This is a genomic window from Candidatus Omnitrophota bacterium, assembly GCA_040755155.1.
GTDB lineage: Bacteria > Hinthialibacterota > Hinthialibacteria > Hinthialibacterales > Hinthialibacteraceae > JBFMBP01.
Genome location: JBFMBP010000158.1, coordinates 17,983 through 32,093 on the forward strand (window position 1 = coordinate 17,983; position 14,111 = coordinate 32,093).

The window sequence follows — 14,111 nt, forward strand, 5'->3', positions numbered from 1 at the left end:
AATAATTTTATTAGTCGTCGTATTTCTTCATCTCTTTCACCCGTCCTCTTTCTAAGAGAGCGAAGGAATAAGCAGCATTGCAAAACCGATTATCCGCGCCATTGAACTTTTGGCAATAGCGTCATTACTCCAAGCGCAGAGAATAGGCTCACAACGGCGAACAAACCCCCTAAAAGAGTATTTCCATAAAGAAAATACCCCGTGGAGAACAACGCTCCATAGACGGCGAAACAGCCCAAAAAGACGCACAACAGGGAGGCGGTGAAATTGTCTTTCTCTTTCTCGCCGGATATATCGACCGCTTTCGCCCATCCGGGTCCCATCGGACGGATTTTGTCGTAAAACGATTGCAATACCCTGCGGTCCGTCGCCGGCGTCAGGAATGTCGCCGCCAGCCAGCCAACCGTCGTAATGGCGACGCCGATGGTCAATTTTTTCCAATCGGAAATTTCCGCATATCCCAACAGGCGGGTATGAACAAAGGCGAAATAAAGCGCTGCGCAGAAGGAGATAATCATGGCGGCGATTTCGCTCCAGGCGTTGATGCGCCACCAAAACCAGCGCAGCATGAAAAGAAGCCCCGTTCCCGCGCCGATTTGCAGAAGAATATTGAAAGCCTGCAAAGAGTGCTCCAGCGCGAAGGATAGCAAACAAGCAAGGATCATCAACGAAAAAGTGACGGCGCGGGCGGCGAAAACGTAATGTTTTTCATCCCCATCGGTTTTGACGAAACGCTTGTAGAAATCGTCGATGATATAAGAAGAGCCCCAGTTGAGATGCGTGCTGATAGTGGACATATAGGCCGCCGCCAGCGATGCCAGCGCTAGACCGAGATATCCAGCGGGCAGGAAAGTCAACATGGCGGAATAAGCCAAATCGTCGTTGATGAGATCGGGATTGAAATGGGGAAATCGCCGTTGAATATCGGAAATTTCAGGAAAAACTACTATCGAACATAGCGCGACGATGATCCAAGGCCAGGGACGGATGGCGTAATGGGCGATATTGAACCAAAGCGTCGCCAACAGCGAATTCTTTTCGTCCTTAGAGGCCAACATGCGTTGGGCGACGTAGCCGCCGCCGCCCGGCTCCGCTCCCGGATACCAAACACCCCACCATTGAACGGCGAAGGGAATGATGAAAACCGCCATCGCTTCGTCGTAGCGGTTGAAATCGGGAAGCAGGCTCAACTTGTTCGTTAACTCCGGATGACTTAACAAACCCGTCAGTCCTCCGACGCTTTCATGTCCCAAGGCGAACCAGGCCGCCGCGATCGATCCAATCATTGCCAGGATGAATAGCAATACGTCCGTGACGACCACGCCCCATAAACCCGACGTGCAGGAATAAATTGCCGTTATCAAACCGCAAACCATTACCGTTGCGTATTTATTAAGACCCAAGAGAATGCCGGAAATCTTGATGGCGGAGAGCGTTACGGAAGCCATGACGAAGACGTTGAAAACCACGCCGAGATACAGTGCGCGGAATCCCCGCAAAAAAGCGGCTTCTTTGCCGGAATAGCGCATCTCGTAGAAGCCGATGTCCGTCAAAGCTTGGGAACGCCGCCATAATTTGGCGTAAAAGAAAACCGTCGCCATTCCCGTCAGTAAAAAAGCCCACCATACCCAATTGCCGCTGACGCCATGCTTGCGGACGATATCCGTTACTAGATTGGGGGTATCGGAGGAGAACGTCGTCGCCACCATAGATGTGCCCACGATCCACCAGGGCAAGTTTCTCCCCGAAACGAAATATTCCGCGATACCCTTTCCCGCCCGGCGCGTATAATAAAGACCCACAGCTAATACGAATAGAAAGTAAAAGATAACAATCGACCAATCAAGATAATTCAACTGCATCCGGCGGTTCTCCGATTCCATGATGAAATATGGTTCGTATTATTCGAAAAGCGTTAGAGAATGTCAACGAGGAGAGATGAGGAAAAATAGAAAAGGGCGGCCGATCGACCGCCCCAATGAACGCAAAATACAAATTAATGTTTTCAATCGCCGACGACTACGATATCGCCGTAACTGGTTAATCCGTTGGAGGCTTCGTAAATATCGAATAATGAATTCGGCGCATGAATCTGATCCGGCCCCATGCTCCAAATGTAGTAAACGGTTCCCGTATGGTGATCGTTCACGTTGGCCGTAATTTTTCCTTTCAGCGCCCGATTATAGAGATCAGGCGCTTGAATCAGACGTGTAGGAGAAACGACGGGGAAAAAATCGGCGTGATAGGAGCCGTGGCTCCATTGGGTGATAGAAGAACTCATTAACCGATCGTTCTGGAAAGGATCCAACGGCGGCGCGGAAATATAGGAGACGGGCGTGGTCATATACTTATTTTGATGGTACGGATGACCAGGCATGTGCATGGGGAAATTGTTGTTGTCCAATCTGTACATCGCATAAACATCGACCCACGCCCTCATTTCCGAATTGCATTTAGCGACCTTCGCCCGTATTTGCGCATTCAGGAAGTTCGGCACGGCGATAGCCGCCAATACGCCGATGATGGCGACAACAATCAGTAATTCGATAAGCGTAAAACCTTTTCTTCTCATGTTTTCCTCCCAAAATAAATTCCATTAATCCATTGATATCTTTATTACAGCACAAAAATCGGATGTCCGGCAAGCCTTATTTTTCTTTTTTAACGAAATTTGACAAGATTATTTGCGCAAACGCATCTAATGCTATGGCCTTACTGTCCGACCGCTACAATGTCGCCAATGCTGCGAAGACCGTTTGTAGCTTGGTAGATATAATCGGGAGTATGCGAAAGGTCCGGACCCATGCTCCAAATATAATACACCGTTCCCACATGACCTTGAGGGATGCTCACAATGCGCCCTTGTTTGGCTTGCGAATAAAGCGCCGGATCGTTCGCCATGCGAGTGGCGGGGACGGCCCCGAAATAATCGGCGTGATATTCGCGGTGGCTCCATTCCGTCGTCCCCAACATATTCGATCGCACCTTTTGAAACGGATCTTTAGGAGGGGCGCTGCAATAGGCGACAGGCGTCGTCATCGGCTTGTTTTGCCAGATGGGATGCCCATCGAAGTGGGGGGGAAAAATATTGTTGTCCATTTTATACATGGCGTATACTTTGATCCATGTATTCATCTCCGATTGGCATTTGGCCATTTCCGCTCTTAATTGCGCATTCAAGAAATTGGGCACGGCGATAGCCGCGAGAATTCCAATAATGGCTACGACAATAAGCAGTTCAATTAAAGTAAAACCCTTCCTTCGCATATTTTCCTCCAAATTAATCGATTAATCCATTATTACTATTATATTACATCACCAAAAAAGAAAGAATAGCAAGACTCAATAACTAAAAATTATTACATTTCTTGTAAAAATGGATCGCAATTATATAATAATCAATAAGTTATATTGCATTGAGGATTGAAAATCTTGTTCCTGGGAAAAATAAGAGAAATAAATTCGAGGAGGGATCGATGCGGGGATTTTGTTTATAGTTTGAATCGAATTCGGTATAGCTTTTCTTGCGGCGAGTAAGATAAGATATTCCAAATTCTAACGTACGATTCCATTCAATCGTTTTTTCTCCCCGCTACTACTACCACAGAAAGACGCCGAGATCCACGTTGAATCTCGATCATAATCCTATCGTTCGGCTTGGCGTCGAGAACATGATAGATGAAGTTCCAGGCTTGGGGATCGCGCTTGCCGTCGAAACCGATGATCAAATCGCCTTGCAACAAACCGCTGCGAGCGGCTGGGCTGTCTTCGGAAACGTTTTCGACGAGGATTCCATCCGATACTTGCTTGAGATCGATGCCGGAAATCCATCCTCGCTCCCGCTTGCCGCTCTCGATGATGGCCCAAGCGGAATCGGCTACGATATCGGAGGGGATGACGAAGGTCAAACTCGGCCCGCGTCCAAGGCTGTATTCCGTGGCGATCATTCCGATCAACTGTCCCGATGGGCTGAATACGGGCGATCCTTCGTTACCGGGATAAAGAGGCAGATCGGTTTGAATATAGCGTTCCAATTTAAATAGATTCAAGCGGCGGAAATAACCGCCGATCATGCCTGAGAAGGGAGAAGAAGGAAGTTCGTAAGGACGTTGAATCGTCATGATATATGAGGCGACGGGCAACGTGTTGACGGTTCGATCGAGATCGATGTAATCCGACAAAGTGGCGCCGATGATTTTCAACACCGCCACTCCCGACATGGGATCGACGCCTTGAATTTCCGCCTTGAGTACGCGGTCGTAATCGTCGGAAACGAGGATTTCGCCCCCAACGGTAGCGCTGTTCACGACGGTGCTAAGGGTAACGAGATGATGCGGATCCACGGCGAATGCCGCTCCCCGGAAACGGTTGTTTTTCAACATTTGGTTTTTTAGAGATTCCAGTTGCCGCTCCCATTGGTTGAACCATGTCTCGAACTGGTTGATGCCCATGACCGGCTTCGTCGTCCCAGAGACAAGATTGTTGAATCCTTCCTGGTAATTGCGAAGGCGGCCGAGAGATTGTTCGTAACGATCAAGGATGACATCCTTTGGGATTTCGACGCTGACGGAATAGATAGCGGGAGAAAAACGGGAATAAGTCTCGTACACCGCCCAGTCTCCTTGCGCCGCCGCCGCCGCCGCATAACCGCAAAGCCCAGTGACCCATAATCCCAAACCGTGAAATCTTTTCATCGTTTCGCCTCATCGAAAGCCGGGATATTCGTCTTCAAGTTAACGCAGATTCCCAGAAGAAGTAACGATGCTTCACTGGAACGATAATATATTCTTCTCTCAGGAGAAAGGCCGGCAAAATGAATCCGCCATTTTGGGAAATGGACAACCCCTCGAGTCAGACTAGATTGATCCCGCCGCTTCCTTTATCCTTGCGCTTGGCGTTCTTCCATCTGCTGGATATGATGGAAAAGGTTCGCGGAAGCGTCAACGTCAAGAAGGGTTGCTCTCGCTCGGACGCGAAGGTATAAAGGTAATGATGCGCGCCGAAGAAAGACGCCCTTTCCCATCGTTTTTTGAACTTGTAGGAGACTAGGAATAAGGAGAAATATCATGCCCTATGTAGTCTGTGAACCTTGCGTAGACTGCAAATACGGCGACTGCGCCGAAGTCTGTCCGGTGGAATGTTTTTACGAAGGCGACGATATGCTCTATATCAACCCCGACGAATGCATCGACTGCGACGCCTGCGCCCCCGTATGCCCCGTCAACGCCATCTTCCCTGAAGACGAAGTTCCCAGCGAATGGACGTCATTCATCGAGAAAAACGCCAATTTCGAATTCGATGAAGACAAACGGAGAAACGCCAAAGATCAAGTCACTCATGGACCGAAATGGAATGCGGAGACCGCCGGCGAATAAACCGGCTCGCCGCTTCGATTTCGCTTCTCTTTTTGGGGCGCGGGAAAAGAATTTTCCGCCGGCGCATATACGTTTTCCTAGAAAAGCGGACGTCCTGCGGGATGTCCGCTTTTCGCGTTTTCAATTCGATTATGCAACAAGAATCCACATTCACCACGTTTTCGGCTCGAAATCTTCAAGAATGCTTTCCGCCTCGTAACCCGGTTGGACGACTTCCCCATCGCGAGTGACGGGTTGAAAAAAGTATTTTTGCTGGACGAACCAACCTATGCGGTCGCTCCAATAGGACTCCACGCTGGCGCGGATATACAGCGAATCACCGCCCATCGTGGTTTCGATCGCGAGGTCGGAATGGAACTGGCGGCAGAGGTAAGCGCCTGCTTTCGTGATAATGCGGACGTCGTAATCCCGGCGGACATGGTCCGAGATGGAAGCAAAGCCGATTTTTTCCTTGCTGTCCGAAACGAAGTAATCCAGGCGATACGAATAGCGTTTTTCCGCACCGGGAGCGAGTTGGCTATAGCGAATATCCTGCGGCGGCTTGAATTCCATCGTAACAGAACGTCCCGTTCCTTTTACGATCTGGCGGCGCAGTTGATAGTTATCGTCGCAATAGCTGAGATAAACTCCCGGATCCTTCTCATACCGCTCCTCGATCATCCAGAGAGAATCTTTTTGCGGCGGTTTGTCCACTACTCGGACGATGCGCCATCCCGAGGCATCCGTCTGGCCATCGCCTCCGGGACAAGGTCCGCGATGCCGGTATGTAAATAGTTGACCTATGGCGGGCGGCGGCGGATTCCGGTCCAGGCTGACTTCCGCCTTTTTCTTGGAAGAGATTCCGCAAGAGAAGAGAAAGGGAAGAATCACAAAAACAATTAAAAAAAGAGAAAAACGATTTATTATTTGATGCGGCTTAATCGAAAGGAATATTTTACTTGCGGCGTTCATCTAAACTATCCTTGGCGCGTTGTTTGGCGCGGAATAGGGCGCTGGTGTAGGCGTCCTTCTCTTCATCCGCAAATTTCTGTGGTTCTTCATCCTTTTTCGCTTCCTGCCAGGAAAGGTTGGGCTTGACGGCGGATTCGTCGATTTTGGCCAGTTCCTCTTCCTTGACGGCCTCCAGGCGTCGGAGAAAATCGTCTTTCAGCTCGGCGCGGGCTGGTTCCACCTCGGATGCGCGCGCTTTGGCTTGCATCAATTTCCCGATTTCCTCCGTAGCGGGACCGATAGGCGCGGTTCGCCGCCGGAAGGGAAACATCAGCCAGTCCCATACTCTCGCCATGAACCGCTGCAATTGCGGCAGCTCGAAAAATACGCGCCGCACGGCCACATCGCAAAAGAAGAGAATGAGCGCCGCTCCCAGGAAAAAAGGCCATAGCGGCTGGATATCGCCAGTGGCTTCCAAATCGTGCGTAAAGACGGAATCTTGCGCCGTTAAGAGGGGCTTGCCCCCAATTTCGGAAATTCTCTTCAAAATCGCATCGTTCTGCCGAGTCGTGCTGTGCTCCGGGGAATAGGGAATCGCCATGCCGCTGACGACATTGCCTTCTTCGCCATTGGAACCTTTATAAGACATGCTCAGAATATAACTGCCCTGCGCGTCGGCGGAAAAGACGCCTTCGTAGCGCCCCGGCTCCGTCTGGCGCATGGAGAATTCCTTGGATTGATGGGAAGGATCGATGCTGGCGGCGGAAAAACTAAGATTGTTGATGAACTCGCCTTCCGGCGTCAATGCGTCGACGACGACTTTGACGCGGTCGCCGTCATACGTGGTTTGGATTTGAAAATTCTCTTCTTCGCCGCTGCGAAGCGTCCAGCGGACGAGTTGGGACCAGAATTTGGCGTACCCTTCCCAATTCAACCAATTCTCGCCCCAGCGGGGCTTGGCATCCGAAGTGAAAGCGACGGATTTGCCTAATCCATAGCGCCATTGGGCCAGGACGGGATCGTTTTTATGGCTGACCAATACGGTCTCCGCTTCGGGACGAGGGCCGACGACGTCGTAACCGCCTAATTGGGGAAAGCCGCCATCAAATCCGCGGATAATTTCGCTGGGCTGGCTGACGGCGGGCGTAAACGGCTCCTCTACGAGAGTATTGCGGCGAACGACGCTGGCTTCCTTGATGAAAATTTTGGGAAGGTCTTTGTTGTTTCTAATAAGGTAAAAATTGCCGCCCGTAAATTGAGCGAGATCGCTCATCATTTCCGAATTGCTGGGATTGTGGGGCGCGATGCAAACGGTAGAAACGGAAATTTTCGCATTCTTGATATTCTGCAACAATACGGGATCTGGCCGCTGCGGGTCGCCGTCGGACATAATGACGATATGCTTAAGGTTGGCGGATACCTTAATCAAATCGTCGTAAGCCATCTTGAGCGTGGCGTCGAAGGAAGGCATATCGCCAATAGATGTGTTTCTCAAATTGCGGATCGCATCCCGCTGGGAACGCTTGTCCCCGGCTTTTTCCAGCGGGAATAGCCATTTTTCTCCTCCCATGCCGTAATAAAGGAATCCGACGTAATCGTTGCGGGAGAGAAGATTCAACGCTTCTTCCGCCGTCGCCTGCGCCCAATAATTGCCTTGGGGGATTTCGCAGGAATGCATGATCATCACTAAAGCGCCGCTGGGAATTACGCGTTTTTGCTTCACATCCATCGTTACCGGCAAGGCTCTTTCCACTGGCGTCCCACGATAACCGCCTGCGTCGAAACTCTCCGGCCCGCCGATCATGACCAGCCCAATGCCTAGATCGCTTACGGCGGCCTCGAGCATCTTTTGTTGGGAATGCGCCAATTCGGAAGAGTGGACGTTGGAGAGGATCACGCTGTCGTAAGCTTGCAATTCGCGCAAATTGGAGGGCAATTGATCCGGCGTGCGCATTTCCGTCTGGATGCCTTCGGCTAGCAGAGAAGCCGCCAGAAACCGTCCATCCTCGGATTCGCTTTCCAAGAGCAAGACTCTCGGCATCCCTTTGACGATGGCGAAGTTCTGCGCCCGGTTGTTGGAAGAGCGGCGGTCATTGATCGCCTCCAGAACCGCTTCATAGTTGTAAACGCCCGCTTTTTCGATGCTGCGGGATATTTGATAGACGTTTTTCCCCGGCGAAAGATCCACTTCCCGCTGGGCGATGACTTCGCCGTTCTCCATAATGCGCAGGCTGCCGGTTCCCGCCTCTTGGGCCAAAGCCGTCGCTTTGATCGTGAAAGGCTCTTTCTCGCGGATGTTCGCCGGTAAAACGATGTCTTCGACCAGCACTTCCTGAGTATAGGAATACTCCAGGGGAAGTAGGCGCAAATCGACGCCGCTGGCTTTGGAGCGGCGAGCGGCGGATTCGATGTCGCCCTGCGTTTGATTACCGTCGGTGAGAAGAACGATGCGCTTCTGCTTCCCATCAGGGAACGCGGCCATCGCCAGGCTCACCGCCGCTTCCAGATCGCTGCCTTCAGCGTTGATATTTGTCTGGTATTCCTGAAGTTTGACGTTTTCGCCCGGATTTTCCTGAATGGCGGCGTCCTTGCCGAAGAAGAGAATTCCCGCCTGATCGCCTTCGGGGATGGCGTCCAAGCGTTCCTGCACGTAAGCCAGGCTGAATTGTTGTTCGTCCTGGGGGACGCTGGATGAACGGTCGATGGCGAAAAACACCGCCAGCCCTTCGCCTTTTTCCAGAAATTCCACTTCCGCCAAGGCAAGGACCAACGCGATCAATACGGCGAACCGCAATAACAAGGCAAGGGTTTTTCTCCCCTTGCCCAAAACTCTTACCTTTTGAGCCATCCTCCATAAAATGGGAATAGAGATCAAGTAAAGAAGAAACCAAGGATGAAGTATTCGAATCATTACACTATTCCATGTACGACAGGCCGCGTGATTCTCTAGCCGGGCCGACGCCGCGCCCCCAACGCTTTTGTTTTGGCAGGAACGCTTCTCGATTCACGAAACCAGCGGCGGATCTTTTTCTCCGTAATATTGTAATGCAAATAACGCCAAATCGTCCGGCTTTTTGTTTTGTTTGACAAACGCATCCGCTTCTTGCATAACGTCCGTCAAAATCGAAGGCAACGTTCGGCCATAGGAATTGACGATTCGCCGCACCAGGCGCTCTTCGCCGAAAAACTGGCGCTCTTCATCTCGAAGTTCCACAATTCCGTCCGTATAGCATATAAGCAGATCGCCTTCTTTCAATAGGAAAGAAATTTCATCGAAATCGTTGCTCTCGGAAGCGCCTAAAGGCATTCCCTTTTCGGATTGTAGCCATTCCATATCCCGCGCGTTCGCGTGCACGACGAAAGGCGGCGCATGGCCGGCGCTGGAGTAGACGAGCGTTTTTTCTTCTAAATCGAGAAGAGCATAAAACATAGTAACCATATAGCCTTGAGGGATATGGCGCTCCAGCGCCTCGTTCATGACGGTCATAACGGTTTTCGGCCGCTGCACAGCGCCGACGAACATGCGGAGGATTTGCATAGTAATGGCCATGACGAGAGCGGCGGGACTGCCGTGACCGACGACGTCGCCGATGCAAAACGCCCATTTGTTGCGGTCGAGTTCGAGGATATCGTAGAAATCGCCGCCCGCTCGACCGCACGGCTCGTAATGCGCAGCAATCTGAAAACCGGGATAGGAGGGTACGATCTTGGGCAATAACGAGCGTTGGATCTGTCCGACGGTGCGAAATTCGTCGTCCAACATGCGATATTCCTTCAACAAGCGGCGGTGCAATTCCTGGATGCGCAGCATGGCGTTGATGCGGGCGATTACCTCATCGCTGCGCACGGGCTTGATGACGTATTCGTCGGCGCCGCATTCGACGCCTTTTTGAATATCGGGGAACCGCGTCATCAGAATCACCGGGATGAAGTCGCCGACGTAATATCGCTTCAACCAATGGCATAATTCATAGCCGTTCATTCCGCTCAACGAGGCGTCCGCCAGCACGATGTTGATGGCGGCGGCGCGGCATACGCGCAAAGCGTCATCCCCATCGGATGCCGGCGCAACATCGAAGCCGGCGTGAGAGAGCACGTCGCATAGCCATTCCAGAATCGTGGCTTCGCTCTCGGCGACGAGCACTTTCGCCTTCACGGAACCTGACTTAGGAGGCTTCATCCTCTTTACTCCGAAAGAGCGTTCAATTCTTTTTCCAACTCCAGCGCAAGAGGGCGGATCGTCGCTTCGGAAAAATCAAAGACGGCGCCCGCCGCTTCGAACAAGCGGGGCAGCGGACGGGAACCACCCAGGGACAGAGCGGAACGGTATTGCTTCAACGCGCCGGAAGGATCCTGACGAAACCGGCGCCGCAATTGCAACGCGCCTAATTGAGCGATTCCGTATTCAATATAATAAAAGGGAACGCAAAACAGGTGCAATTGCTTTTGCCAGCTATATTCCCGCGCCGTTTCGCATCCTTCCCAATCCACTTCCTGGCCGAACCGGGTTTCCAATTCCAGCCAATATTGGCGGCGCTCCTCCGCGCTATGCTCGGGATGGGCGTAAAGCCAATGTTGAAAAGCGTCGATGCGCGCAATCCAGGGAAGGACTTTGACGATGCCTTCCAGAAGATTTCTTTTGGCTCGCGCCGTCTCCGCTTCCGGATAGAAGACATCGAAAGAATCGGAACCGAACAACTCCATCGACATGGAAGCCACTTCCGCGAATTCCAGGGGAGCGTCGCGATAGGCTAAGATTGGTTCCTCCCGAGCCGCCAGGGCGTGAAAGGCGTGTCCCGATTCGTGCAGCAGCGTTTCCACATCCCGCTGCAGCCCGGCCGCATTCATGAAGACGAATGGGCGCCGGACTTCTTCCAAAGTAGAGAGGTAGCCTCCCGGCGCTTTTCCTTTGCGGCTTTCCAAGTCCAGTTCGTTCCGGCGCTTCATCTCTTCGAATTGGAGAGAGAGATCGCCATTCAAACGGGCGAAGATTTTCCCCACTCCCGCGCCTAATTGCTCCGCTTTCTCGAAAGGGCGCAAGGGCGGCCGTCCCAACGGATCCACCGCCAGGTCCCAAGGGCGCAGTTTCTCCACGCCCAAGAGCTGGCGCCTTCGCTCTCCCATCCGGCGCAGAATAGGAACAATCCATTTTTCCGCCGCTTCGTGAAAGCGAAGGCAGTCCTGGGGGGTGTAATCGAAGCGGCAATATAGAAGAAAGGCGTAATCCTGGAAATTGGAAAATCCGGCTTGGAGGGCGATGCGATGGCGTAACTTTATGAGCTGGCTGAAGATATCGTCCATCTCTTCGCGGTCTTGCAAGCGCCGTTCGCTCGAACGTTCCCAAGCTTGCTGGCGGAGGCCGCGATCCAATTCTTCCAGATATTTCTCCATCTGAGGCATGGTCCGTTCTTCGCCGTTGAACGGTACCGTCATGGCGCCGCATAATTTTTGGTAGCGCTGGCTGAGTTTGGCTTCTTCCGTTTGCAAAGGAATATTCTCTTCGCGAAAAATATCTACAGCCGCCTGGATAGCGCGGTCCAGGACTTCGTATCGTTCCCTGGGAAGCGCTTTCCGATGCGGGGAAGCTAAATAACGCTCGTTCAAGCGATGCCAGCAGGGTTTGCAAAGGGGATCGATGGTTTCGAGGAATTCAAGATATCGGCGCTCCTTTTCCGCATCGCCGGTATCGCAGGTCATGGCGATATAGCGGCGCGTCCGTTCTTCGCTCAGGCAGGAGGCCAATTCGCTGTGATCGAGAAGCCAATGCTCCAGCTCAGGCGGCGAGACAATCTCGCGTTCCAACAATTGCTGGAACAGCGGTTCGATCCAATCCCATGCGCTCAGTTCCGCCGTCTCGGGAACGAAGCGGCGGGGGAATTCTTTATCCGTCATCGTTCGTTTTATTTCTCCGAATCGTTTTTCTCTTCCTTAGCGCCGTTCTCATCTCCGGCGGCGCGGGCGGCTTCCGCCATTTGTTTCATTCGCAAGTAATGCCGCCATATCCGATCGCGCGCGCCAGGATGAATCTCCTCCAAATATTCTAAAATGGATTGAAGCGCCCAACTATTGCTCAAGACGACGTCAAGCAGGGGAACTTGCTTTTCTTTCCACGAATCCGATGAATTTTTCCCGGACATATTTCTGATCCTTACTAGGGAAATCTCCTTTTTCGACTTATTATCGCTTTCCTCCGCCGCGATGGGGAGATGCGCACATGGAACAATGGGAAGGATTCAAGCCCATGCTCCATCCTTCTTCCAGAGGGAGAGAAATAGGTTGCGCAACGCTAACCCATCGAGCGACAGGAATAAAATACAATAGGCGGCGGCGAAAAGTAAGATGAATCGCGAACAGCTCGAGCGTCAATCCAAAGAGGGCATAAGAGGATTCGCATCTTCTTCCGTGGGCGGCGAGGATGCCTTGATTTGTTCCATGATCTTTTCCTTCTCGGCGATTTTGGCTTCCAAATCGTTCACCACGGCGGTGATTTTTTCGATTTCAGCCGCATAACGTTCCTTTTTCCTTTGGACTTCTTCTTTTTGCTTTTTTTGCAAAGAGAGGTCCTGAAATAAAAAATAGGCAGCTGCCAGCAAAGTCGCCAGGAGAACGATCACGGCAATTAGGCCAAATCCGAGCAACACAAATAGAATTACGAATACGATTCCCACTAAAAACAACAAGAAAGAATTCACACCGGGAAGAATGGTCGGCGCCAGGGTGGCGATTTGCGTTTGATAAGTTTGTATGTTTTCTTTATATTCGTCTCGCTTGGAACGAAATTGTTTCAATTCCTCTTCCATAGCCGAGAGATCGACTTTTTTCTCTTTGGGCTTATCCGTCAAACCGCGCCGGGCTTCATCGATCAACTGTTCCAGCTTATTGATATTGTATTTTGTTTCCCCGGCCAACGAATTCAGCGCGACGATAAAATCCTCTTGCGCTCCCGATTCGACCGATTTTAAAAGTCCTTCGGCAAATGGAATTTCGTTTCGGTGAACTTTAAAAGCAAGATTAAACGCCGCACTCTTCATGCGTCCGACTTTCTACATTCTATTTTTGTCGACCTGCCGTTCGATAGCAATTGGATATTTTTTCTCGAATCAAAAGCGTCCAAAACGCTCTTTTACGATTTTTCCCCGCCGCCAAGTTGAAATTCGAATAAAACGAATCCATTGATAACATAAAACGTATAGAAAATCAAAGGATATCTCGAATTTCTATTACATTGTATAGCATATTATTTCAGAAAGTTACGCGTTTGACAAGGCGATAGGGGGCGTCTTTCATTTTTTAAAAAAAGAGCCGCGTCCACCCCTAATATAATAAACAAAAAAACTCCGATTTTCTCTTGCAGTGCTGGAAGAGTCGTCGGAGCGCAATGATAAAAAGCCGCTTTTCGCAACGCTAGGCGCCGCGTTTCAGCGAAGACGTTCAAACAACGAAAATATATTTTGAAATGTCAGCCAAGAACCGCGTCTTTACACGCTTTGGCGACGCGGAATTTTACCACCGTCTTGGCCGGAATCTTGATCGCTTCGCCCGTCGCCGGATTGCGTCCCGTTCTGGCTTTGCGTTTAACCAGCACCAGTTTGCCGAAGCCGGGAATCGTGAATCCTTTTTTGGCTTCCTTATAACCGACGGCGGCCAGCTCGTCGAACATCTCGCCAACCTGTTTCTTGGTTATCCCGATTTTCTCCGCCAAGTGAGCTATCAACTGGCTTTTCGTCAACGGCTTTTTTCCTGTCGGCGCTTTTTTGGCTGTTGCTTTGGGAGCAGCGGCTTTCTTCATTTCATATCTCCTTTAGT

Annotated in this window: 13 protein-coding genes; 2 read left to right on the forward strand and 11 right to left on the reverse strand. The window is 51.2% G+C overall.

What is annotated here, in order from left to right:
* Positions 1-89 precede the first annotated feature (89 nt).
* The 4 genes from AB1656_25240 to AB1656_25255 form a co-directional block, all read right to left on the reverse strand.
* Entirely contained in the window at positions 90-1,883 is a 1,794-nt protein-coding gene (locus tag AB1656_25240; GenBank protein MEW6238704.1) for a sodium:solute symporter family protein, read from the reverse strand.
* 122 nt (positions 1,884-2,005) lie between these two features.
* Positions 2,006-2,572, reverse strand: coding sequence for a prepilin-type N-terminal cleavage/methylation domain-containing protein (locus AB1656_25245; protein MEW6238705.1), 567 nt, complete (start codon positions 2,570-2,572; stop codon positions 2,006-2,008).
* A 140-nt stretch (positions 2,573-2,712) separates the two neighbouring features.
* Complete coding sequence (locus AB1656_25250) at positions 2,713-3,267, reverse strand: prepilin-type N-terminal cleavage/methylation domain-containing protein (GenBank protein ID MEW6238706.1); 555 nt, start codon at positions 3,265-3,267, stop codon at positions 2,713-2,715.
* A gap of 305 nt (positions 3,268-3,572) precedes the next feature.
* Positions 3,573-4,694, reverse strand: a complete 1,122-nt coding sequence (locus tag AB1656_25255) for a S1C family serine protease (protein MEW6238707.1) — start codon at positions 4,692-4,694, stop codon at positions 3,573-3,575.
* Between the two features lie 119 nt (positions 4,695-4,813).
* Between AB1656_25255 and AB1656_25260 the strand changes: the two genes are divergently transcribed.
* On the forward strand, positions 4,814-4,984 hold the full coding sequence (locus AB1656_25260; protein ID MEW6238708.1) for a hypothetical protein: 171 nt from the start codon (positions 4,814-4,816) through the stop codon (positions 4,982-4,984).
* Between the two features lie 82 nt (positions 4,985-5,066).
* Positions 5,067-5,375: a ferredoxin family protein gene (locus tag AB1656_25265; GenBank protein ID MEW6238709.1), complete on the forward strand. Its 309-nt coding sequence runs from the start codon at positions 5,067-5,069 to the stop codon at positions 5,373-5,375.
* A 150-nt stretch (positions 5,376-5,525) separates the two neighbouring features.
* Here AB1656_25265 and AB1656_25270 read toward each other — a convergent pair whose 3' ends face one another.
* From AB1656_25270 to AB1656_25300, 7 genes are all read right to left on the reverse strand, one after another.
* Entirely contained in the window at positions 5,526-6,326 is an 801-nt protein-coding gene (locus AB1656_25270) for a hypothetical protein (GenBank protein MEW6238710.1), read from the reverse strand.
* The gene (locus tag AB1656_25275) at positions 6,310-9,153 is read right to left on the reverse strand and encodes a glutamine amidotransferase (GenBank protein ID MEW6238711.1); all 2,844 of its coding nucleotides are present in this window, start codon (positions 9,151-9,153) and stop codon (positions 6,310-6,312) included. The genes AB1656_25270 and AB1656_25275 overlap by 17 nt, the downstream gene beginning before the upstream one ends.
* Before the next feature lie 156 nt (positions 9,154-9,309).
* Positions 9,310-10,485: a SpoIIE family protein phosphatase gene (locus AB1656_25280; protein MEW6238712.1), complete on the reverse strand. Its 1,176-nt coding sequence runs from the start codon at positions 10,483-10,485 to the stop codon at positions 9,310-9,312.
* Between the two features lie 5 nt (positions 10,486-10,490).
* Complete coding sequence (locus AB1656_25285; GenBank protein MEW6238713.1) at positions 10,491-12,197, reverse strand: M3 family oligoendopeptidase; 1,707 nt, start codon at positions 12,195-12,197, stop codon at positions 10,491-10,493.
* 8 nt (positions 12,198-12,205) lie between these two features.
* Entirely contained in the window at positions 12,206-12,442 is a 237-nt protein-coding gene (locus AB1656_25290) for a hypothetical protein (GenBank protein MEW6238714.1), read from the reverse strand.
* Positions 12,443-12,667: 225 nt separating this feature from the next.
* A complete protein-coding gene (locus AB1656_25295) occupies positions 12,668-13,336 on the reverse strand; it encodes a hypothetical protein (GenBank protein MEW6238715.1) in 669 nt (222 codons plus the stop codon).
* A gap of 428 nt (positions 13,337-13,764) precedes the next feature.
* Positions 13,765-14,094, reverse strand: coding sequence for an HU family DNA-binding protein (locus AB1656_25300; protein ID MEW6238716.1), 330 nt, complete (start codon positions 14,092-14,094; stop codon positions 13,765-13,767).
* Positions 14,095-14,111 lie beyond the last annotated feature (17 nt).

What these genes read in the sequence shown, in the direction of transcription:
- AB1656_25285 (MEW6238713.1), bottom strand. Translation starts at nt 12,197, where the DNA reads ATGACGGATAAAGAATTCCCCCGCCGCTTCGTTCCCGAGACGGCGGAA.
- AB1656_25240 (MEW6238704.1), bottom strand. Translation starts at nt 1,883, where the DNA reads ATGGAATCGGAGAACCGCCGGATGCAGTTGAATTATCTTGATTGGTCG.
- AB1656_25270 (MEW6238710.1), bottom strand. Translation starts at nt 6,326, where the DNA reads ATGAACGCCGCAAGTAAAATATTCCTTTCGATTAAGCCGCATCAAATA.
- AB1656_25300 (MEW6238716.1), bottom strand. Translation starts at nt 14,094, where the DNA reads ATGAAGAAAGCCGCTGCTCCCAAAGCAACAGCCAAAAAAGCGCCGACA.
- AB1656_25275 (MEW6238711.1), bottom strand. Translation starts at nt 9,153, where the DNA reads ATGGCTCAAAAGGTAAGAGTTTTGGGCAAGGGGAGAAAAACCCTTGCC.
- AB1656_25260 (MEW6238708.1), top strand. Translation starts at nt 4,814, where the DNA reads ATGAATCCGCCATTTTGGGAAATGGACAACCCCTCGAGTCAGACTAGA.
- AB1656_25245 (MEW6238705.1), bottom strand. Translation starts at nt 2,572, where the DNA reads ATGAGAAGAAAAGGTTTTACGCTTATCGAATTACTGATTGTTGTCGCC.
- AB1656_25290 (MEW6238714.1), bottom strand. Translation starts at nt 12,442, where the DNA reads ATGTCCGGGAAAAATTCATCGGATTCGTGGAAAGAAAAGCAAGTTCCC.
- AB1656_25280 (MEW6238712.1), bottom strand. Translation starts at nt 10,485, where the DNA reads ATGAAGCCTCCTAAGTCAGGTTCCGTGAAGGCGAAAGTGCTCGTCGCC.
- AB1656_25295 (MEW6238715.1), bottom strand. Translation starts at nt 13,336, where the DNA reads ATGAAGAGTGCGGCGTTTAATCTTGCTTTTAAAGTTCACCGAAACGAA.
- AB1656_25255 (MEW6238707.1), bottom strand. Translation starts at nt 4,694, where the DNA reads ATGAAAAGATTTCACGGTTTGGGATTATGGGTCACTGGGCTTTGCGGT.
- AB1656_25250 (MEW6238706.1), bottom strand. Translation starts at nt 3,267, where the DNA reads ATGCGAAGGAAGGGTTTTACTTTAATTGAACTGCTTATTGTCGTAGCC.
- AB1656_25265 (MEW6238709.1), top strand. Translation starts at nt 5,067, where the DNA reads ATGCCCTATGTAGTCTGTGAACCTTGCGTAGACTGCAAATACGGCGAC.